This window comes from Streptomyces sp. NPDC088730, assembly GCF_044751215.1.
Taxonomy (GTDB): domain Bacteria; phylum Actinomycetota; class Actinomycetes; order Streptomycetales; family Streptomycetaceae; genus Streptomyces.
In genome coordinates this window covers 531,930-552,312 of record NZ_JBIVLK010000002.1, presented here as the reverse complement: position 1 = coordinate 552,312, position 20,383 = coordinate 531,930, and the positions used below count along the sequence as shown (strand labels likewise).

The following is a 20,383-nucleotide window of genomic DNA, read 5'->3' as shown; positions in this document are numbered from 1 at the left end:
TACGCAACAGAGAGCACCACAAGTTCTTCCCAAACAGATCGTCAATTCTCATATAGTGACTGAGACTTGTCTGGGAATCTTCTGTTCCAGTTGTCCCACTTACCTGCCGCCTCACCGACTTGCCCGAACCGTCCCGTCCCGTCCGTCACCGTCCTCCCCAAGGACTCCGCTTGCGCCCCTCAACCAGGCCGACCGCACTTGCCCTGCTGGCCACGGTCGTCATCACCGGGTCCCTGTGTCTCTGGGCGGTCCTCGCCGCTCCCGACTCGGCCAGGACCGCCGTGGCGTGGGGGGCGGGCGCCGCGGCCGTGCTGCTGTCCGCCGCCGTCGCCACCGCCGTCCACGCCCGTGCCACGGTGCGGCGGCTGCGGGAGGCGCACGCGGCCGAGACCAGCCGGTTCAGCGCGGAGACCTCCCGGCTGGTCTCCGCCTCCGCCTTCGAGGCCCAGCGGTTCACCGCCGAGACGGCGAAGGCGAAGTCGGCCGCCGCCGCGGAGGCCGCCCGGATCACCGAACAGGCCGCGGCCGACGTCGAGCGCCTCACCGCGCAGAACGCCGCGCTCAAGGCCCGCGCCTCCCGCAGCGAGACCGAGCGCGCCGCCGCCGTCGCCGCCTGCGCCAACGCCGCGGGCCGGATGCAGGCACTCGCCACGAGCATGCTCGCCGACCTCCGCGAGATGGAGCACCGGCACGCCTCGGAAGAGGTACTGGGCGATCTGCTGCACCTGGACCACCGCACCGCCCAGGCGGGCCGGCTGGCCGACTCCATCGCCGTGCTGACCGGTGCGCGCTCCGGACGCCGCTGGGCCAAGCCCATCGTCATGGAGTCGATCCTGCGCGGAGCGATGGGCCGGATCAGCGGCTACCAGCGGATACGCCTGCACTCCACCAGCGACGTCGCCGTCGCCGGGCACGCGGCGGAGGGCATCATGCACGCGCTGGCCGAACTCCTCGACAACGCCGCGAACTTCTCGCCCCCCACGGCCGAGGTCCATGTGTACGTGGAGGAGGTGCCGGCCGGCATCGTGCTGACCGTCGAGGACAGCGGGCTGGTCATGAGCGATGTGCAGCTGCGCCGCGCCCAGCACGCCGTCTCCGCGGAGAGCCAGGACCTGACCGGTCTCTCCGGCACCCGGCTCGGCCTCGCCGTCGTCGGGCGGCTGGCCCGCAAGCACGGGCTGACCGTCTCCTTCCGGCCGTCGGCGCGCGGCGGCACGGGCGCGCTGATGATGCTCCCGCAGGAGGTCATCACCAGGACCCCGGCACCGGCCGCCGCACCCGCCCCCGCAGCCACACCGGCACCGGAGGCCGCCTCCCCGGGCGAACCCGAGCCCGTCCACGCCCCGGTGGCCGACGAGCCGGCGGAAGCGGGCCGTGCCGGGGCGCCGGCCGGGACCGCCCGTACCGCGGAGGCCGCGGAGGCCGGCGCCCCGGACAGCTCCAGCACCCTGGAGTTCCTGCGCTCCGACTCGCTGCCGAACTCCGCCTCCGACACCACGTCGGACACCACCGGCGGCCTCCCCCGGTTCGGGGAGAGCGGCCTGCCCAAGCGCTCCCGGGGCCGCACCCTGGCCGCCGCCGAGTCCCGTGCCAGAGCCTCGGCCGACACCGGCACCGGCACCGGCACCGATGGCAACGGCGACGCGGCCGGCGGGGCGGACTCCCGGCCCCGTACGTCCGACCCCAAGACCCAGGCAGCGCGCTTCAGCAGCTTCCGCCGGGCCGTACGGCCCAACTCCCCGCACCCGGAAGGCAACACCCGATGACCGCGACCACGGACGAGAAGCTCAACTGGCTGCTGGAGGGGCTCCTTGAGCGCACCCCCGGCACCCGCCACGCTCTCGTGCTGTCCAGGGACGGCCTCAAGCTGTGCCGCACCCCCGAGCTCTCCGTCGACCAGGCCGACCAGCTGGCCGCGATCTCGGCCGGCATCCAGAGCCTGTCGCACGGCGCGTCCGTCGAGTTCGGCGACGGAACCGGCGGCGTACGGTCCGCGATGGCCGAGTTCTACGGCGGCGTGCTGTTCATCGTGGAGGCGGGCGCGGGCGCCCACCTCGCCGTCGTCGCCTCGGAGCACGCCGACGTCGGCCTCGTCGGGCACAACATGAGCGAGCTCGTCGAGCAGCTCGGCGAGCACCTCGTCGCCCCGCCGCGCGAACCCTCCGGGCCCCCGGGTGCCTCCGGGGCTCCAGGGAACGCGGCCGTATGACGCCCCGCCCGCGTCCGGGCCGGGACGACGACCCGGACCGGCTGTACACCCTCACCGGTGGCCGCAGCCGCTCCGACTCGGACGTCTTCGACCTGGTGACACTCGTCGTCTCGGAATGCGAACCGGCCCCCGGTATGCAGTCGGAGCACGTCGCGATCCTGCGCATGTGCGAACGGCCCACCGCGGTCGTCGAGATCGCCGCGAGCCTCGACCTGCCCGTCAGCATCGTGCGCATCCTGCTGTGCGATCTGCTCGACACCGGCCGGATCAGCGCCCGCCACCCTCGTACCGCACGCGTCGCGGACCGGCTCCCCGACCCCGACATCCTGGAACAGGTGCTCGTTGGACTCCGCAACCTCTGACCGTGCCGCCCTTCGGGCCACGGCCGACAACGGACTGAAAATAGTCGTCGTCGGCGGCTTCGGCGTCGGCAAGACCACCATGGTCCGATCCGTGAGCGAGATCCGTCCGCTCAACACGGAAGAGACGATGACCCGCGCGGGCGAGGCCGTCGACCACCTCGACGGCGTTCACTCCAAGACGTCCACCACCGTCGCCTTCGACTTCGGCCGGATCACGCTCGACGAACGCTCGGTGCTCTACCTGTTCGGCGCGCCCGGCCAGGAGCGCTTCTGGTTCCTGTGGGACCGGCTGTTCTCCGGGACGCTCGGTGCCGTCGTACTCGTCGACACCCGTCGCCTCGCCGACTCCTGGTACGCCATCGACCGGCTGGAGCACCACGGCACACCGTTCATCGTGGCGTGCAACGACTTCGGCGGCCCGCTCCACACCGAGCAGCAGATCCGCGAGGCGCTCGACCTCTCGGAGGACGTACCGCTCGTGGAGTGCGACGCCCGGGACCGGTCCTCCAGCAAGTACGTACTGATCACGCTGGTGGAGCACCTGCACGCGATGTCGAGCGCCCGCGCCGCGGACAGCGCGCCGTCCACCGCCGCCGCCGCCGCGGACGGCGGCCAGGCCCTCGCCGCCCTGACCCCGGAGTCCGCCCCGTGACCCAGTGCCCCCACGCGGCCGCCACCGGCACCGGGCCCGAAGCCGTGCATCTGTACGGTGGCCGGTTCCAGGACGAACCCGCCCGGCTCTACCGGGAGATGCGGCGCGATCACGGACCGGTCGCCCCGATCGTGCTGCCCGGCGACATCCCCGCCTGGCTCGTCCTCGGCTACCGCGAGCTGCACCAGCTCACCGGCGACCCCGTGCTCTTCAGCCGCGACTCGAAGCTGTGGAACCAGTGGGAGGCCCTTCCCGACGGCTGGCCCCTGATGCCGATGATCAGCCGGGACCAGCCGTCCATCCTCTACACGGTCGGTGAACGCCACAGCCGCCGCTCCGCCGTCATCAGTGACGCGCTGGAGGCGGTGAACCCGTTCGAACTCAAGGACAGCACCGCGGACTTCGCGGACGAGCTGATCGACTCCTTCTGCTCGGCCGGCACCGCGGACCTCATCGCGGACTACGCGATGCTGATGCCCGTACGGGTGCTGGCGAAGCTCTTCGGCTTCTCCGACGAGAAGGGCCCCGCCCTCGTCACCGCGATGAACGACATGATCAACGGCGGGCCGACCGCGCTGGCGGGCCAGCGGCACATCGCCACGTCGGTGTACGCGCTGGTGGCAGAGCGGAAGGCCGCCCCCGGCGACGACGTCGTCTCCCGGATGCTCGCCAACACCGGCGGCTTCACCGACGAGGACGTCTCCCGCGACCTCATGGTCATGATGGCGGCCGGGCACCAGCCCACCGCCGACTGGATCGGCAACTCGCTGCGCCTGATGCTCACCGACGACCGCTTCGCCGCCTCGCTCTCCGGCGGCCGGCACAGCGTGGGCGAGGCGATGAACGAGGTGCTCTGGGAGGACACCCCCAGCCAGAACATCGCCGGCCGCTGGGCCAGCCGCGACACCCACCTCGGCGGCCGCCACATCAAGGCCGGCGACCTGCTGGTGCTCAGCCTGGCCGGTGCCAACGCCGACCCCCAGGTCCGCACCGACGGATCGACGCTCACCGGCGGCAACAACGCCTTCTTCTCCTTCAGCCACGGCGACCACCGCTGCCCGTTCCCCGCCCAGGAGACCGCCGAGGTCATCGCCCGTACGGCGATCGAGGTCATCCTGGACCGGCTCCCCGACATCGACCTCGCGGTCCCCGCCGAGCAGCTGACCCGGCGCCCCTCCCCGTGGCTGCGCGGGCTGACGGACCTGCCGGCACGCTTCACGCCCACCCCCGCCCTTGGAGGCCAGAGATGACCGCGACGACGACCGAAGCGCCGGGCAGCAGCGACGAGCAGCAACCCATCGTCCTGGACCCGTTCGTCACCGACCTGGACGGCGAGAGCGCCCGGCTGCACGCGGCGGGCCCGCTCGCCCGGGTGGAGCTGCCCGGCGGGGTCCGCGTCTACACGGTCACCCACCACGCAGAGGCGAAGTCGCTGCTCACCGACAGCCGCCTGGTCAAGGACATCAACGTCTGGGGCGCCTGGCAGCGCGGCGAGATCCCGCTGGACTGGCCGCTGATCGGCCTGGTCAACCCGGGCCGCACCATGCTGACGGCGGACGGCGCCGAGCACCGCAGGCTCCGCGGACTGGTCGCCCAGGCGCTCACCGTACGGCGGGTGGAGCGGCTGCGGGACGGCATCGAGGCGCGCACGAAGGTGCTGCTGGACCGGCTGGAGGAGCGCCCCGCGGGCGAGACGGTCGACCTGAAGGCCGAGTTCGCCTACCCGCTGCCGATGAACGTCATCAGCGAGCTGATGGGCGTGGACTCCGCCGACCTGCCCCGGATGAAGGAACTGTTCGACAAGTTCTTCTCCAACATGACGCCGCCCGCGGAGGTGCCGCGGATGATGGCGGACATCCACACGCTGTTCTCCCGCATCCTCGACGAGAAGAAGGCGTCCCCGGCCGACGACCTGACCGGCGCGCTGCTCGTGGCGTCCGAGGACGGCGACCACCTCACCGACGAGGAGATCCTCAACACCCTGAAGGTGATCATCGCCGCCGGGCACGAGACGACGATCAGCCTCATCGTGAACGCCGTCGTCGCCCTCCAGAGCCACCCCGAGCAGCGCCGCGCGGTGCTCGCGGGCGAAGTGGGCTGGGACGGGGTGATCGAGGAGACGCTGCGCTGGTCGGCGCCCACCTCACACGTCCTGATCCGGTTCGCCACCGAGGACATCGAGGTCGGTGACCGGGTCCTGCCGAAGGGCGAGGGCATCATGATCTCGTTCGCCGCCCTCAGCCGTGACGAGAAGCAGTGGGGGCCGACGGCGACGGAGTTCGACGTCACGCGCTCCCCCAACCGCCACATCTCCTTCGGCCACGGCCCGCACGTGTGCCCCGGCGCCGCGCTCTCCCGCCTGGAGGCGGCCGTCGCCCTGCCCGCGCTGTACGAGCGGTTCCCGGAGCTGGCCCTCGCCGTCCCGGCGGACGAGCTGCGCAACAAGCCGATCGTCACCCAGAATGATCTGGTCTCGCTCCCGGTCACCCTGCGGTGACCCAGGGGTTGAGGTACGTCGGTCGACACCGGTCACATGTGGGGGGAGCACAGCAGTGGAGCTGCGTCTGTGGGTCGAGGGAGCCGATCCGGTCGAGGAACTGGAGGATCTGGACGACTGGCTGAGCCAGGAATCCGATCTCCGGGGGCGGGTCAAACCGGCTCCGGCGATCCCGGCGGCGGGTGAGCTGGGCGGGCTCCCCGAGGTCCTCATCGCGACACTGGGCGCGGGCGGGGTGGCGAGCGCGCTGGCCACCTCCCTGGGCGCGTACCTGTCGCAGCCGAGGCGCCGGGCCGTACGCATCAAGGTGAAGGGGCCGCGGGGCCAGGAAGTGGAGCTGGACGCGCAGTCCGCCGACGACGCCGAGCGCCTCCTGAGGATCGCCCTGGGGCAGGCGGAGGAACGCCGGTGAGCGGTCGCGGTATCGATCCGGCGCGCTGCCGCATCGTCCTTCTCGGCTCAGCCGCGTACGAGGACGAGCAGCTGGCGGACGTACCGCAGATCGCGGCCAATCTGCGTGACCTGGCGGCCGTCCTCACCGATCCGGGCCTCGGCGGGTTTCCCGCCGAGGCCTGCGTCACCGTCCCGCCCGGGGCGACCGGCCGGGCGATCGGCCAGGTGCTGCACCGGGCGGCCGATGAGGCCGAGGACCTGCTGCTGTTCTACTTCGCCGGGCACGGGATTCCGCTCGGCCGCTCCCACGAGCTCTATCTCGCCCTCCACGACACCGCCATGGACGCCGTGGAGTACAGCGCGCTGCGGTTCGACACCGTGCGCGGGACGTTCCTCGGCAGCAGGGCCAGGAACCGCGTGATCATCCTCGACAGCTGCTTCAGCGGGCGCGCCATCGGCACCACCCTGAGCGCCGGTCAGCAGGAGGTCCTCGGGCAGCTCGACATCCGGGGGACCTACACCCTCACCTCGGCCCCGCCCAACAGCACGGCGCTGGTCCTCCCCGGCGAGGCGCACACCGCGTTCACCGGGCGGCTCCTCACCCTCCTGCGTGAAGGCGCCCCGCACACCGGTCCGCTGATCACCATGCAGGACATCTACCGGACCTTGTGGAGCCGGTTCACGGCGGAACGGCTGCCGCTGCCGCAGCAGCGGGGCACCGAGAACGCCGACCAGCTCGGACTCGTCCTCAACCGCGCGTCGGCCACCGGCGAGCCCCCCACCGGCCGGGACCTCCCTCCGCTCCCGCCCCTCCCCCCTCACCCGCCGGACCCCAGCGCCGAATCCCTGGCCCGCCGGCACGAACAGGCCGCCGAGCTCCACGCGGACGGCCGCACCGACGAAGCGACCGCCGTGTACGAAGAGGTGGCCGAGGCGCGCGCCCGGGTGCTGGGGCCCGACCATCCCGACACCCTCGTCGCCCTCGACGACCTCGCCGCCGCCTACGGTGACACGGGGCGTGCCCAGGAGGCGCTGCGCCTGGGGGAACGGGTGGCCGAGGCGCGCACCCGCGTCCTGGGACCGGAGCATCCGGACACCCTCGACACCCTCGACAACCTCGCCGCCTCCTACGATGACGTGGGACGCACCCAGGAGGCGCTGCGCCTGAGGGAGTGGGTGGCCGGGGCGCGTACCCGGGTGCTGGGGCCCGACCATCCCGACACCCTCGAAATCCTCGACGCCATCACCGCCTCCTACGTTGCGACGGGGCGGCTGTTCGACGCGGCGGAGCTGGAGGAACGGGGGATCCAGGCACGTACCCGCGTCCTGGGAGCCGGCCATCCCGACACCCTCGCCAGCGTCCACGACCACGCCATCACCTACAGCCTCTTGGGACTGCACAAGGAGGCGGCCGCCATGCGGGAGCGGGTGGCCCAGGCACGTACCGGCGTCCTGGGGCCCGAGCATCCCGACACCCTCGAAACGCTCCACCACCTCGCCTCTTCCTACAGCTCCTTGGGACGTGACCGGAAGGCGGTCGATCTGGAGGAGTGGGTGGCGGCGGCGCGCACCCGTGTGCTGGGGCCGGAGGACCCCGACACCCTCGAAACCCTGCACGATCTGGCCGACTTCTACAGCCGTGCGGGCCGTCATCAGGACGCGGTGGCGCTGGGCGAGCGGGTGGCCGAGGCGCGCACCCGTCTGCTGGGGCCGGAGGACCCCGACACCCTCGAAGCCCTCGACCTGCTGGCCGACTTCTACAGCGCCCTGGGACGCGAACGGGAGGCGCGGGCTACGGAGAAACGGGCGGCGGACGCCCGCGCACGCATCGGGACGAGCTGACTGACGGAGGCGTGCGCGGGCACGGGTGAGGCCCAGGGCCTGTCCGTGGCCTGGACGGCAGGACGCCGGGTCACACCACGGCGAGCCGCTCCACCAGCAGCTCCACCCGCTGCTCGGTCTCCTCCGGCAGCAGCCGCCGCGACCGGGTCAGGGTCGCCACCCCGTGCAGGGACGCCCAGAACACCTCGGTGAACAGGCCCGGGTGGACGCCGTCCCCGGCGACCGGGCCGAGGCACTCCAGCAGCGCGGCGAAGGCGTCCTTGAGGGGTTCCGGGGTGTCCTCCCGCGCGTACGGGAGACCGCCGTCGAGCTGGAAGATGGCGTCGTAGACCGCCGGGTTGCGGGCGGCGAAGTCGAGGTAGGCGCGGGCGAGGGCGTACGCCCGCTCACGCGGACCCTCCGCGGCGGCGGTCGCGGCGCGCACCGCCGCCGCCATCTCGGCGGCACCCTCAAGGGCGACGGCTCCGATGATCTCCCGTTTGCCGCGGAAGTGGCTGTAGAGGACGGGCTGGCTGTACTCGATGCGCTCGGAGAGCCGACGGGTGGTGACCGCGTCCCAGCCCTGCTTCTCGGCGAGTTCGCGGGCCGTCGCCACGATGAGGCGCTCGCGTTCCGCCCGTTCGCGCTGCTTGCGTTCCTTTACCGACATGACTCGATCCTAGCACCGCTAGACATTCAAGCGAAGGTAGCGCTAGCGTTCAACTCATCGCCTAGCGCTGCTAGAAAACGAGAAGGGTCGTCATGATCAACGCACTTGAGGTCGTCACCACCGTGTCCGTCGGACTGATGGTGGGGGTGGAGTTCTCCGTCGCCTTCGTCATGAACCGGATCTTCGACGCGCTCCCCGAGGACAGCGGCCAGCTGGCCCGCGCCCACGGGGGCCGGATGCTCGGCGCCGTGATGCCGGTCTGGTACATCAGCTCGGTCGTCCTCGTCGCGATCCGGGCCGCCACCGGATGGGGCCACCCCGGCACCGGCCTCGCCGTCACCGCCGGCGGGCTGCTGATCGTGAGCGTGCTCATGTCGATCCTGCTGCTCGTCCCGATCAACAACCGGAGCAAGACGTGGACCCCGGAGAACCGGCCCGCCGACTGGAAGGAGCAGAGCGACCGCTGGGACCGCTACCACTACGTCCGCGTCGCCGTCCTCATCGCCGCCCTCGCCCTGCTCGTCACCTCCCTGGTCTGAGCCCGCCGGGGGCGGGGAGCCCCGGCCCCCGCCCCACCTGGCGATACCGTCCACCGGCCGGATCGGGTGTCTCACCGGACGGACGCATTGGGTAGCCGCCGTGCGGAGCCGCTACCCTCCGTGTCGTGGCCGATATCGAGATTCCCGCTGACATCAAGCCCGCAGACGGACGCTTCGGCGCCGGTCCTTCAAAGGTGCGTACGGAGGCGCTCGACGCGCTGGCCGCCACCGGAACATCGCTCCTCGGCACGTCCCACCGCCAGGCCCCGGTGAAGAACCTGGTCGGCGCGGTACGGGACGGAGTGCGCGACCTCTTCTCCCTCCCCGAGGGGTACGAGGTGATCCTCGGCAACGGCGGCTCCACCGCCTTCTGGGACATCGCGACGCACGGTCTGATCGAGTCGAAGTCCCAGCACCTCAACTTCGGTGAGTTCTCCTCGAAGTTCGCGAAGGCCGCCAAGCTCGCCCCGTGGCTGGCCGACCCGACCGTCATCGCCTCGGACCCGGGCACCCACCCGGACCCGAAGGCCGAGGCGGGCGTCGACGTGTACGCCCTCACCCACAACGAGACCTCGACCGGTGTCGCCGCGCCCATCAAGCGCGTCACGGGCGCCGACGCGGGCTCCCTGGTCCTGGTGGACGCCACCTCCGGCGCGGGCGGCCTGCCGGTCGACGTGACCGAGACGGACGTCTACTACTTCGCCCCGCAGAAGTCCTTCGCCTCCGACGGCGGCCTCTGGATCGGGATCTTCTCCCCGGCGGCCCTGGAGCGCGCGGCCCGTATCCACGCGTCCGGCCGGCACGTCCCGGAGTTCTTCTCGCTGCCGACCGCGATCGACAACTCCCTGAAGAACCAGACGTACAACACCCCGGCCCTCGCCACGCTGTTCCTCCTGAACGAGCAGCTGACCTGGATGAACACCCAGGGCGGCCTGGACTTCACGACCGGCCGCACGGCCGCCTCCTCCGGCCACCTGTACGGCTGGGCCGAGGAGTCCAAGTACGCCACCCCGTTCGTCACGGACCCGGCCAAGCGCTCGCAGGTCATCGGCACGATCGACTTCGCGGACGAGATCGACGCCACCGCCGTCGCCAAGGCCCTGCGCGCCAACGGCATCGTCGACACGGAGCCGTACCGCAAGCTGGGCCGCAACCAGCTGCGCGTGGCGATGTTCCCGGCGATCGACCCGTCGGACGTCCAGGCACTGACGGCGTGCATCGACTACGTCATCGAGAAGCTGTAGCCCCACCGCTGACGCGCCGGAACGGCCCTGCACACGTGACCACGTGCGCAGGGCCGTTTCTGCTTCACTCGACCGAGTGGCGCGGTGCGCGCAGGCCGCAAAGAGCGCACATTCCTACGACGCTGTTCTCGACATCAGCCCTTTCAGGAGGCCCTCAATGTCTTCAGCAGCAGTCGAGGGCCCCTGTGCAGGTGGCCCTGAACCGTTGCTCGCAACCGCCAACAGGCTCGCGGAGCAGCATCCGGGCTATCGCGTCGAGATCATCGGAGGCGTCATCACCGTGGCCCCGGTCCGGGACGGTCGGCACGCCGGTGTTCTGACCACGCTCATGCGAGCGTTCATCGCGGCCGGACTCGACGACGAGGACTCGGAGGTCCTCCAGGGCATCGGCCTCTGGCTGCCGGGCGGCCCCGAGGACTATGCCATCCCCGACCTGGCGATCGTCGGCGCCGATCACGACGAGCACCTGATCGAGAACAACTGCTACGACCCGGCCGTCTTCCGTCTCGTCCTGGAAGTCACCTCCGGCAACTACAACAGCGACCTGCGGCACAAGGTCGTCGCCTACGCAGACGCCAGGATCCCGGTCTACGTGATCGTCGACCGCAAGCACGGCCGGGTCCACGTGCTGACGGAGCCCTTCGGCAGCACGTACGACCGCCACGAGGTCTACGCCCCCGGCCAGGAGGCACCGCTTCCGGAGTCGATCGGCGCGGAAGTGACCCTCGACGTTGCCGGGCTGATCAACACGGGCCGGACCCGGAGCTGACATCCGCGGAACCGAGCCCTGTCAGTGCCTGCTGCTATTTTCCGGCCCATGACAAAGGTCGTGCCGTACACCGGCAGCGAGAAGGAATCCCTGCACACCGCCCTCGACCGGCACCGTGACGTGGTGCTGTGGAAGCTCGAAGGGCTGGACGACGAGCAGTTGCGCCGTCCGATGACGCCGACGGGGACGAACCTGCTGGGGCTGGTGAAGCATCTGGCGACCGTGGAGTACGGCTGGTTCTGCGCATCGTTCGGGTACGAGGTCGAGAAGCTCTGGTTCGACCCCACCGAGGACATGACGATCGCCCCGGACGAGACGACCGCCGGCATCCTGGCGTTCTACGACCGCGCCCGCACCGCCGCGGACCGGGCCATCGAGAAGACGGACCTGGAGACGACCGGCACGTCGTGGAACGGGCGGACGGTGTCGATGCGATGGGTGCTCATCCACATGCTGGAGGACGTCGTACGGCACGCCGGGCACATGGACATCGTCCGCGAACTCATCGACGGATCAACGGGCGACCACGCGCGCCCGGCCCCGACCGGAGCCTGAGGACGGCTCCTCACCACGCGTCCGGCCGCCACCGCGCCTCGCCGTCCTGCCACTCCCCGGTCCGCGCCAGCCCCGCCGAGGCGGCCACCGCCTCGGACGCCGCGTGGTCCGGGTGGATGTGGGCGACGACCGTGCGCACCGCTCCCGTGTCCAGCAGGTGCGCCACCAGTCCGGCCGCCGCCTCCTTGGCGTAGCCCCGGCCCTGCCGGCCGGACCCGATCACCCAGGCGATCTCCGCCCGCGCACCGGTCACGTCCACCGTCGCCTGCACATAGCCCGCCAGGCAGTCGTCGTCCCGCACGCGCAGCACCCAGTTCCACCACCGCTCGGCCGGGTCCGGTGAGCCCGCCGTCTGCCGGGCGTAGCGGGACCGCAGCGCTTCCGCGTCCTGCGGGGCGCCGCCCGTGAAGGTGTGCAGGGCGGGGTCGGCGAGTACGGCCGCCATCTCGTCCGCGTGGTCCACCCGCAGCGGCAGGGCGTCCAGGCGGGGCGTGGAGAAGGGCGTCGGCCCACGGTTCGTGGTCATCGGCGGATGATCATATAGCGGGCCCGGCGACGGCCTCGAAAAGCCCGTACGCCGGTCCGCCCGGGGATGACACGGCGCCGGGCCCGCGGACCATGGAGGGTATGGACACGATTGCCGAGCTCAAGCCGTTCGTGAAGCAGTACGCCGTCCTGCTCAGCACCCGTCGGCAGGACGGTACGCACGTCGACACCCCCGTCAACATCGCCGTCGAGGGCGACCACGCGTACATCCGTACGTTCTCCTCCGCCTGGAAGGTGGAGCGGATGCGCAACCACCCCACGGTGCTCGTCGGCCCGTGCACGGTACGCGGCAGCCCGACGGGGCCGCAGATCACCGCCCACGCGCGGCTCCTCCAGGCCGGCTCGAAGGAGAACACGCACGCCGCCCGGATGCTGTCGCGCAAGCACCCGGTCGTGCAGGGCGTGCTCGTGCCGCTCGCGCACCGGATCAAGCGCGACCGGACCCTGCACTACGAGATCCGCCCGCTGGAGGCGTAGGGCGTTCCGTACGGATCAGCCCTTCCGGCGCCGCCTGCTGAGGAGCAGCAGCATACCGAGCAAGGCGAGTACGGTGACCCCGGTCAGCGTGGTGTTCTTCACCGGCACGCCGTCACCACTCCCGTCACCGCCCGCACCGGCGGACGAGGGGGACTTCACCCCGGTACGGCCCGACTCGCCGCCGTTCTTCAGGTCCACCCGCACCACATCGCTCTGCTCACCCTCGGAGCCGTACATCAGCGCCGAGCCGTCGGCCGTGTACGTGACCGACTCGGCCTGCCCCAGCAGCGGCGACTCGACCGGATAGTCCTTGCCGAGCCTGCCGTTCGCGAACACGTAACCGCGTGCGCTGAAGTACGAGCGCAGCACCAGCTCCTTCCCGTCCGGCGAGAACGCCCCGTCCGTCACCCACGGCACCTCGCCGACCCGCCGGAAGATGTTGTCCGAACCGGCCGTGAGCTTCGCGGGGCCCTCGTAGAGCCCGCCGCCGCCCTCCTTCTTCGAGGCGATGTAGACCCGCCCGGTCTTCGGGTGGACCATCAGCGCCTCCGCGTTGCGCGGCCCGTCCGCGTACTTCACGTCGAACTGCGTCGCGCGGACCGTCGCGTCCCGCAGCACCTTCGGCTCGGGGAAGCGGTAGATCCAGACGTGGTCCCAGCTGCCGTTGAGGTTGTCCCCGATGTCACCGACGTACAGGTTCCCGTCCGGTCCGAGCGAGATCGCCTCCACGTCGCGCGGCTCACCGACGCCCTTCATGGTGATCGTCGCGACGGTCTTCCCGGTCCGGGAGTCGACGGCGTAGACGTACGGCCCGTCGTCGCTGTCGTTGTGCGTCCAGTAGATCCCCGGATGGGCGCGGCTGGCGGCCAGTCCGCTGGACTCGGTGATCCTCGGGTCCTTGATCGTGAAGCTGCGGTCGGCACCGCCCTCGTCGGCCACGGCGGGCACCGCCGCCGCGAGGGAGAGGAGCGCGGCGGCGCCGAAGGCAGTCAGTCGATACGAGCGCATGGCACAAGTGTCCATCGTCACGTCGCAGGCCGAAGCCATGATCGGCCATGATGACGCCATGCGTTTCATGTTCGTCGGCGATTCCATGACCATCGGGCGCGCCGGCGACTTCACCTGGCGCTACCGCATGTGGCAGCACCTCGAAGCTTCCTTCGACGCCCCGTACGCGATCGTCGGCCCCCGCACCGGGCTGTACGACACCGTCACGGACACCCCGGTCTCCCACGCGTACGGCGCTCCGGCCTTCCCCGCCGGGGCCCGCGCGCACCTGGCCGGCTGGGGCGAGGGCTGGCTGCACATGGCCCCGGTGATCGCGGACGCGGTCGCCGCGCACCGCGCGGACATCCTGCTCGTCTCGCTCGGCCTGATAGACCTCGGCTTCTACACGGACAGCGAGCAGACCGCCCGCAACGCCCGCGCCTTCCTCGCGGCGGCCCGCACCGCCAACCCGCACCTCAGGTGCGTGCTGCTCCCCGTCATACCGAACATCCGGGCCGAGTCCGACGCCCCCTTCGCCGCCGAGTGCGCCCGCTTCAACGAACTCCTCGCCAAGGCCGTGGCCGACCTGGACGAACCGACGTCCCCACTCCTGCTGGCCTCCCGGCCACCGGGGTACGACATCCACACGGACACCTACGACGGCACGCATCCCGGCCCGTCCGGCGAGCACCGGCTCGCGGCCGCCTACGCCGACGCGATGCACCAGGCGTGGGGGCTGGGCGGGCCCTACCGGGGGACCGCCGCGGCGCCCGAGCCCTCGCGGACGTCCGGCGCCACCCCGCCCCGCCGGGCCAGGACGGCCGTTCAGGCCGCTCGTCCGTAGAGACCGCATAACGGCATCGCACGAGCTCATCGCCCGGCGATTCCGCTTTCCCCTTTCCGCCCATGCCGTGGGGTAGCCGCCGTGCCGCGCGGAAGCCGCCCATCCGGTTCATCTCCGTCCGTCTCAGGGTTTCTCCGGTTTTTCGGGGCAGGCGGGTCTCTGTGAATCCTCACGGATCCTTTAGGGAAAGGGCCAGTTGATGAAGGCGCAGAAGGCTTTAGTCGCGGCGGTCTCCGTATGCCTGGGTGTCACGGTGCTCGCGGGGTGCGGAAATGACTCGGACAAGGGCGACAAGGGCTCGGACAAGAATGCGGGCAAGGGTTCGGAGAAGGCGTTCGACGGGAAGAGCGCGGACGAGATCGCGGCGGACGCGGTGAAGGCGACGCGCGACGCGCCGTCGGTCCGGGTCAAGGGCAACGTCCGGCAGCCGGGTGGCAACGTGATCCGCGTCGACTTCCAGGTGGACGATCAGGACCGCTGCACGGGCACGATGACCGGCCAGGGTGCCAAGGCCGACGTGATCCAGGTGGGCCAGGCCGCGTATGTGCGGGGCGACGAGAAGTTCTGGCAGAACGCGCTGAAGGGGCAGCCCGGCGCGGAGAAGGCGATCCCCAAGGTCCAGGGCAAGTGGGTGAAGTCCCAGCCCGGACAGGCCGGCATCGAGGGAATGTGCGACAAGCAGGCATTCCTCGCCTCGATGGACAGCGACAAGTCCGAACGGAAAGGCATGACCAAGGGTGACACCGGCGAAGTCGGAGGAATGAAGGCCGTGGCCCTGGAGAAGAAGCAGCCGGGGGGCGAGAAGATCACCACATACGTCGCCGCCGAGGGAAAGCCTTACATCCTGAAGTCGGTCACCGAGGGCGGAAAACAGCCGGGAGAGGTCACTCTCACCGACTACGGAAAGAAGGTCGACGCCAAGACGCCGCCCGCCGACCAGACGGTCGACCCCAAGGTCTCGAAGTCCTAGACGTGGCGCGCCCGTGCGCCGGGCGCCGTCCACCTCGGCCTCACGTGCTCAGGCGCGCGCCCCGTCGCCACCGCTCCCCTTGGGCTTCGCCCGTACGTGCATCCGCTCCCCCTGGGGTCCGAACAGGCTGAGGAACTCCACCGGTTCCGGTCCGACGTTGCCCCACCAGTGCGGGGTACGCGTGTCGAACTCAGCCACCTCGCCCGCCTTCAGCACCAGGTCGTGCTCGCCCAGCACCAGCCTCAGCCGCCCCGAGAGCACGTACAGCCACTCGTATCCCTCGTGCACCCGCTGCTCGACCGGCCCCGGCGGGCCCGTCAGTCCGGGCATGACCTGCTTGTACGCGTTCACCCCGCCGATGTGCCGGGTCAGCGGCACAAACGTCATGCCGTGCCGGTTGAACGGGCGGAACGTGACCCTCGGATCACCGGTGTCCGGCGCGCCGACGAGCTCGTCCAGCTGCACCCCGTACGCCTTCGCCAGCGGGAGCAGCAGTTCCAGGGTCGGCTTGCGGCCGCCCGACTCCAGCCGGGACAGCGTGCTGAGCGAGATCCCGGTGGTCTCGCTCAGCTGGGCCAGCGTCGTACCGCGCTCCGTCCGCAGGGCGCGCAGCCGGGGCCCCACGCCCGTCAGGACGGACGAGAAGTCGTCGTCCGCCGTGCCGCCTTCTTCCGAACCGTGGTGCTCGTGTGCTGCCATTCCTCCATGATGCCTCCGCTTGCCGGTCCGGCAAGCGGCCTTGTCACGCGGGGCGGTCAGGCGCGCGGTCAAGCAGAGGCGCCGGGAGTGGCCCCGGGGCCGATCATCGCCAGCGACATCCGGGTCAGCTCACTGGTCAGCCAGTCGCTGGGCACCTGGCGCGGCCGGCGTCCGTGGTGGGCGAGCAGCTCGTCGACGGAGTGCGTCAGCACCTGCACGACGACCGTGAGGTCGCCGTCCGTCCCATGGCCCCGCTGCGCGGCCCGTTCGGCCTCGCTGGTCAGGAACTCGACCCAGACGGAGCGCCACATCGCGAGGTGCTCGTCCATCGCCCGGCTCACCCCGAGCACCTCGACGAACGCCACCCTCGCCGCCTGCGGGTCCCGGGTGACGACCCGCACATAGGCGTCGAAGAGCCGGTGGATCCGCTCCTCCGTCGGACAGGTCTCGATGCCCTCGGCCGAGAGCTCCAGCTCGGTCGCGCGCATCCCGCCGATCGCCACCTCGTCGTACAGGTCGACGAGCAACGCCTCCCGCGATTCGAACTCACGGTAAAAATCGCGCAGTTGTACGTGCGCCGCGACACAGAGATCCTCGACGGAGGTACGGGCGTACCCGTACACGGCGAACAAGGTCCGTCCGGCCGCCATCAGTTGCTCACGGCACCGCACCGGGTCCCTCGTCGCCCGAACTCCGTCCCATTGGTCAACCATGGCGTCCACCACCGGTCCTCCTCAGTCCGTCCAGGCCCCTGGGCCCACTCTCCCCGTTCCACCACGCCAGCGGTGGAACCGCCACACCAGCAAACGGCCGTACGACTCAGCCGGCACCACCGGACGCGTCCTGCGCGAGGACGGCCGCGACCCGCTCCCGCCAGGGCAACGGTTCGGGCGCCTCGAAATCCTCGGCCTGACCGGACTCGTAGACCGGCCACTTGGCCACGTGCGCCCGCCAGGCCGCGTCCTGGGCACACGGCGGGCAGACCGTCTCGTCGCCTCTGGGCCGGAACATGTGCTCGCTCCTCGATCCCTCGCAGGGGACGGGCGGCCGGGCCGAGGACGGTACGGAGGCGGGCGCGGCGGCCTGCGCGCACACCGGCTCCGGAAGCTTCTGCACCAGCCGGTACCGCAGGAACCCCACGGCCGACCGCACCCCGCCCGCGGGCAACTCACTGACCAGCGCCAGCCGCAGTTCCGCCGCCTTCACCCCGCGCCGCAGCCAGTCGGCCGCGGCCTCGGCCAGCCCCCGGGCCTCACGGACCCCGAGGTGGAGCTGGGGATTCGTGTGCCGCAGGGAGAGCAGTACGCCTTCGGCCTCTACGACCTCGGCGTCGCGCGCCGGGACGGCCGCTCCGGTCTCGGGTTCGGTCTCGGATTCGCTCACCGGTTCGTCTTCCACGGACACGAGCGAATCCCGAACCGCCTTGGAGGGTGGGTGGGTTGAGTTCTTCTCACGTTCTTCATCCACCGGTAGGTAACCACCGGCCGACCGAGTACCCGGATAACCGGCCGTCGGATAGTGACCACTCGGTCCCACCTGCGATGATTCCGTTCTCGCGTCCCGGAACCTGCGGGCCTCCTCGTCGGAGAGCGACACGTTGCTGACGAGTTGATCGGTCACCCACAGCCCTCCGTCGTTCTGCCGCCGCCACTCGTGCACGAACCCGTCTTCCTTGAGCTGCGCCTTGGCCTTCTGGTACGCACGCCCCTTGATCCCGATCCACTTGGCGTGATCGCTCAACGCCCGCTCGGCCCGCCCCGGAGGCAGCCCCTGCACGTAGGTGATCAAGACCTTCGCGTCGCTGCCGAGGCGCGGATGCCGGATGACGTCATGGGACGCCTTCACATAGCCGTAGGACGGCGGGATAACATGGAAAAGCATTCTCGGTGGACCTCGACTATCCATCGCGGGGTGAAGGCCCTCGGCACGGTGTTCGCAGCACCACCGGGGGCCGCCCCATGCGCGGATGCGCACGGAGCGTAATGACGCGGTCACGTTACCTCACAATTCTCCGCCTCCACCACACCGTTGAGCAGCTCGAACAGCAGTTCCGCATCCACGAACGGGACTTCGGCGGTGGGCAGCGAACGCCAGTCCAGCGGATACGTCAGCCCCTCCAGCGCGGGCACCCCGACGAACGCCGCCCCCTCCCGCACCAACGCCTCGGACCCGGCGGGCCACCGGCGGCCGCGAGCGGTGCCGGGCGGCAGCAGGAAGTACATGCTCCGATCCCCGATCCGGGACCTGATGATGGGCCCCGCCTGAAAATCGGTGAACTGCATGATCTCGTAGGCCACTTGCTCACCCAGATAACCGATGATCCGCACGGCGTCGAAGTAGATCCCGGCATGCCGCAGGGCGTGCCCGCTCGCGGGAATCCAGGCGGCCATCAGGTCAGGTGAAGTTTTCGGTTCCATACGTAAAGCGTCGGCGCCCACACGTACGGTGACCAGGGACACAAGGCGTCTGTGCACTGCTGTGCACTTGGAGGTTGGGCTGTGCACTCCGGCATGACGGGTACCGGTGGCGGGAACGCCGACATGTTCGGTGCGTTGTTGCGGCACTACCGCGAACGGGCCGGACTCTCCCAGGAGGGGCTAGGGAGCAGGATCGGCTTCTCAAAGTCGCAGGTGGCGATGGTGGAGCGCGGACAACGCCCACCGAAGGGGGACTTCGTCCCGCAGGCCGATGCGGCGGTCGGCGCCAACGGTGCGCTGATCGCTGCGGCGGTTAAGTTGACCTTCAGCCACCTGGCTTCCTGGTTCGAGCCGTTCGCCGAAGAAGAGGCCCAGGCCAGGTTGAGGTACGAGTACGAGTCCCACGTCGTGCCCGGCCTGCTTCAGACGGAGGCCCACGCACGGTCGATGTTCCAAACAGCTTGTCCGCCCGTCGAGGACGACGTCATCGAAGGAAGAGTCACCGCACGTCTCGCAAGGCAGGCCGTGCTCACCCGAACGCCGAGGCCGGACATCAGCTTCGTCCTGGAGGTCAGTGCACTCATCCGTCCCATCGGAGGACGGGATGTACACCGAGCACAGCTCCAACACATTCTTGAGGTCAGCGAACTGCGCCACGTGCACCTGCAGGTGATGCCACCCCGCCGGGAGACCCACGCAGGCCTCAGCGGTCCCTTCGTTCTGCTGGAGACAGACGATCGGCGTCGGCTCGCGTACCTGGAAGCCCAGAGCAAGACGCACCTCATTGACGAACCGGCCTTCGTGAACGACCTGTTCGCCAAATATGGCATTGTGCGGATGCAGGCTCTCGGCCCGGAAGAGTCAAGGAAGTTGATCGAACAGGTAATAAAGGAACTATGAGTACAGATCTCAAGTGGACCAAGTCCAGCTACAGCAGCGACGACAGCGGCAACTGCGTAGAGGTCGCCACCTGCCCCCACACCATCCACGTCCGCGACTCCAAGGACCTCGCCGTCCCCGCCCTCTCCCTGTCCCCCGCCGCTTGGTCGGCCTTCATCCAACACACGGTGATCTGACTCAATGTCCTGGTTCGACGAGCTGCCCGAGGTCATCACGCGGGCCGACTTCGGCGCCCTGGTGCGGCGGCCGCCGCGCAATATCGAGCTCATGGCGTCCAGGGGGCTGGCCGCTGACCCGGTGGCCCGCAACCGCAACAAGTTCGTCTGGGACGAGGCAGCCGCGCTCGGCTGGTTCCGCTCCCTCCAGGAGCACGCGGTGATCGTGCCCGGGAGCAAGCAGGCCATGGACGATCTCGCCGCGCACAAGGCGTACGTATGCCCGCTGGACAGCAAGCACGTGGGGCTGGCGCGTCCCAAGATGCTCGTGATGTACCGGCCGGGCGGCACGGGGCTGGTCTTCGGTGTCGATGCGGTGGAGACCCTGAATCAGGAGATCGACGGCACGCGGGCCGCGTCCGCGCAGACGCGTGGGATCACGCGCGACGGCGAGCCCCTGGACCGCAGTCCCTTCCCCCGTCCGTGGACCGTCTTCCGCCTCAAGGAAGCCGGCACGATCGGCAAGGTCACACCGGCAGTCCATCAGGGCCGCTATCTGCGCATCGACGACGTCCTGGACGCGTTGACGTCCGACCACCTCTCGCTGCCCACGCTCGACGAGGCGTTCCCCGCCCGCAAGTAGGCGGCTGTCGCTGGCGCGGGGCCCGGAGGCCGAG

Annotated in this window: 25 protein-coding genes; 18 read left to right on the top strand and 7 right to left on the bottom strand. The window is 70.4% G+C overall.

Annotation, left to right across the window (positions count from 1 at the left end):
• The first annotated feature begins 170 nt into the window (after positions 1–170).
• The 8 genes from ACIP89_RS09260 to ACIP89_RS09225 are packed head-to-tail and all read left to right on the top strand — an operon-like array spanning position 171 to position 7,955.
• Entirely contained in the window at positions 171–1,766 is a 1,596-nt protein-coding gene (locus ACIP89_RS09260) for a sensor histidine kinase (protein ID WP_402113970.1), read from the top strand.
• Complete coding sequence (locus tag ACIP89_RS09255; protein ID WP_401922998.1) at positions 1,763–2,209, top strand: roadblock/LC7 domain-containing protein; 447 nt, start codon at positions 1,763–1,765, stop codon at positions 2,207–2,209. The genes ACIP89_RS09260 and ACIP89_RS09255 overlap by 4 nt, the downstream gene beginning before the upstream one ends.
• Entirely contained in the window at positions 2,206–2,571 is a 366-nt protein-coding gene (locus tag ACIP89_RS09250) for a DUF742 domain-containing protein (RefSeq protein WP_073732868.1), read from the top strand. Before ACIP89_RS09255 ends, ACIP89_RS09250 begins: the two co-directional genes overlap by 4 nt.
• On the top strand, positions 2,552–3,223 hold the full coding sequence (locus ACIP89_RS09245) for a GTP-binding protein (RefSeq protein WP_401922996.1): 672 nt from the start codon (positions 2,552–2,554) through the stop codon (positions 3,221–3,223). Before ACIP89_RS09250 ends, ACIP89_RS09245 begins: the two co-directional genes overlap by 20 nt.
• On the top strand, positions 3,220–4,473 hold the full coding sequence (locus tag ACIP89_RS09240) for a cytochrome P450 (RefSeq protein ID WP_401922994.1): 1,254 nt from the start codon (positions 3,220–3,222) through the stop codon (positions 4,471–4,473). Before ACIP89_RS09245 ends, ACIP89_RS09240 begins: the two co-directional genes overlap by 4 nt.
• A complete protein-coding gene (locus tag ACIP89_RS09235; RefSeq protein WP_401922992.1) occupies positions 4,470–5,720 on the top strand; it encodes a cytochrome P450 in 1,251 nt (416 codons plus the stop codon). Before ACIP89_RS09240 ends, ACIP89_RS09235 begins: the two co-directional genes overlap by 4 nt.
• Positions 5,721–5,775: 55 nt before the next feature.
• Positions 5,776–6,132, top strand: a complete 357-nt coding sequence (locus ACIP89_RS09230) for a hypothetical protein (RefSeq protein ID WP_401922991.1) — start codon at positions 5,776–5,778, stop codon at positions 6,130–6,132.
• Complete coding sequence (locus tag ACIP89_RS09225; protein WP_402113967.1) at positions 6,129–7,955, top strand: tetratricopeptide repeat protein; 1,827 nt, start codon at positions 6,129–6,131, stop codon at positions 7,953–7,955. Before ACIP89_RS09230 ends, ACIP89_RS09225 begins: the two co-directional genes overlap by 4 nt.
• A gap of 70 nt (positions 7,956–8,025) precedes the next feature.
• Here ACIP89_RS09225 and ACIP89_RS09220 read toward each other — a convergent pair whose 3' ends face one another.
• Positions 8,026–8,604: a TetR/AcrR family transcriptional regulator gene (locus ACIP89_RS09220; RefSeq protein WP_402113964.1), complete on the bottom strand. Its 579-nt coding sequence runs from the start codon at positions 8,602–8,604 to the stop codon at positions 8,026–8,028.
• 92 nt (positions 8,605–8,696) lie between these two features.
• On the opposite strand from ACIP89_RS09220, the gene ACIP89_RS09215 reads away from it, so the two are divergent.
• From ACIP89_RS09215 to ACIP89_RS09200, 4 genes are all read left to right on the top strand, one after another.
• Complete coding sequence (locus ACIP89_RS09215) at positions 8,697–9,143, top strand: anthrone oxygenase family protein (RefSeq protein ID WP_401922984.1); 447 nt, start codon at positions 8,697–8,699, stop codon at positions 9,141–9,143.
• Positions 9,144–9,268: 125 nt separating this feature from the next.
• Positions 9,269–10,387, top strand: a complete 1,119-nt coding sequence (gene serC, locus ACIP89_RS09210) for a phosphoserine transaminase (protein ID WP_073732875.1) — start codon at positions 9,269–9,271, stop codon at positions 10,385–10,387.
• A 157-nt stretch (positions 10,388–10,544) separates the two neighbouring features.
• A complete protein-coding gene (locus ACIP89_RS09205) occupies positions 10,545–11,156 on the top strand; it encodes a Uma2 family endonuclease (protein WP_402113962.1) in 612 nt (203 codons plus the stop codon).
• A gap of 48 nt (positions 11,157–11,204) precedes the next feature.
• Positions 11,205–11,711, top strand: a complete 507-nt coding sequence (locus ACIP89_RS09200) for a DinB family protein (protein WP_401922980.1) — start codon at positions 11,205–11,207, stop codon at positions 11,709–11,711.
• A gap of 10 nt (positions 11,712–11,721) precedes the next feature.
• On the opposite strand, the gene ACIP89_RS09195 is transcribed toward ACIP89_RS09200, so the two are convergent.
• Positions 11,722–12,237 (bottom strand): GNAT family N-acetyltransferase, encoded by a 516-nt coding sequence (locus ACIP89_RS09195; protein ID WP_402113960.1) that lies wholly within the window; start codon positions 12,235–12,237, stop codon positions 11,722–11,724.
• Positions 12,238–12,338: 101 nt separating this feature from the next.
• Between ACIP89_RS09195 and ACIP89_RS09190 the strand changes: the two genes are divergently transcribed.
• On the top strand, positions 12,339–12,734 hold the full coding sequence (locus ACIP89_RS09190; protein WP_401922975.1) for a PPOX class F420-dependent oxidoreductase: 396 nt from the start codon (positions 12,339–12,341) through the stop codon (positions 12,732–12,734).
• A gap of 15 nt (positions 12,735–12,749) precedes the next feature.
• Here ACIP89_RS09190 and ACIP89_RS09185 read toward each other — a convergent pair whose 3' ends face one another.
• A complete protein-coding gene (locus tag ACIP89_RS09185; protein WP_402113957.1) occupies positions 12,750–13,742 on the bottom strand; it encodes a WD40 repeat domain-containing protein in 993 nt (330 codons plus the stop codon).
• On the opposite strand from ACIP89_RS09185, the gene ACIP89_RS09180 reads away from it, so the two are divergent.
• The gene (locus tag ACIP89_RS09180; RefSeq protein ID WP_402113955.1) at positions 13,741–14,565 is read left to right on the top strand and encodes a GDSL-type esterase/lipase family protein; all 825 of its coding nucleotides are present in this window, start codon (positions 13,741–13,743) and stop codon (positions 14,563–14,565) included. The genes ACIP89_RS09185 and ACIP89_RS09180 overlap by 2 nt on opposite strands.
• A gap of 199 nt (positions 14,566–14,764) precedes the next feature.
• Positions 14,765–15,535 (top strand): hypothetical protein, encoded by a 771-nt coding sequence (locus tag ACIP89_RS09175; protein ID WP_401922968.1) that lies wholly within the window; start codon positions 14,765–14,767, stop codon positions 15,533–15,535.
• A gap of 48 nt (positions 15,536–15,583) precedes the next feature.
• Here ACIP89_RS09175 and ACIP89_RS09170 read toward each other — a convergent pair whose 3' ends face one another.
• The 4 genes from ACIP89_RS09170 to ACIP89_RS09155 form a co-directional block, all read right to left on the bottom strand.
• Positions 15,584–16,234, bottom strand: a complete 651-nt coding sequence (locus ACIP89_RS09170; protein WP_402113953.1) for a helix-turn-helix domain-containing protein — start codon at positions 16,232–16,234, stop codon at positions 15,584–15,586.
• Positions 16,235–16,302: 68 nt separating this feature from the next.
• A complete protein-coding gene (locus ACIP89_RS09165) occupies positions 16,303–16,947 on the bottom strand; it encodes a TetR/AcrR family transcriptional regulator (protein ID WP_402114579.1) in 645 nt (214 codons plus the stop codon).
• 106 nt (positions 16,948–17,053) lie between these two features.
• Positions 17,054–18,115, bottom strand: a complete 1,062-nt coding sequence (locus ACIP89_RS09160; protein ID WP_402113950.1) for a hypothetical protein — start codon at positions 18,113–18,115, stop codon at positions 17,054–17,056.
• A 110-nt stretch (positions 18,116–18,225) separates the two neighbouring features.
• Positions 18,226–18,624 (bottom strand): hypothetical protein, encoded by a 399-nt coding sequence (locus ACIP89_RS09155; RefSeq protein ID WP_402114576.1) that lies wholly within the window; start codon positions 18,622–18,624, stop codon positions 18,226–18,228.
• 150 nt (positions 18,625–18,774) lie between these two features.
• Between ACIP89_RS09155 and ACIP89_RS09150 the strand changes: the two genes are divergently transcribed.
• The 3 genes from ACIP89_RS09150 to ACIP89_RS09140 are packed head-to-tail and all read left to right on the top strand — an operon-like array spanning position 18,775 to position 20,349.
• Positions 18,775–19,551, top strand: a complete 777-nt coding sequence (locus ACIP89_RS09150; RefSeq protein WP_402114574.1) for a helix-turn-helix domain-containing protein — start codon at positions 18,775–18,777, stop codon at positions 19,549–19,551.
• Complete coding sequence (locus tag ACIP89_RS09145) at positions 19,548–19,727, top strand: DUF397 domain-containing protein (protein WP_402113947.1); 180 nt, start codon at positions 19,548–19,550, stop codon at positions 19,725–19,727. Before ACIP89_RS09150 ends, ACIP89_RS09145 begins: the two co-directional genes overlap by 4 nt.
• Positions 19,728–19,731: 4 nt before the next feature.
• Positions 19,732–20,349, top strand: coding sequence for a hypothetical protein (locus ACIP89_RS09140; protein ID WP_402113946.1), 618 nt, complete (start codon positions 19,732–19,734; stop codon positions 20,347–20,349).
• The last annotated feature ends 34 nt before the right edge of the window (positions 20,350–20,383 follow it).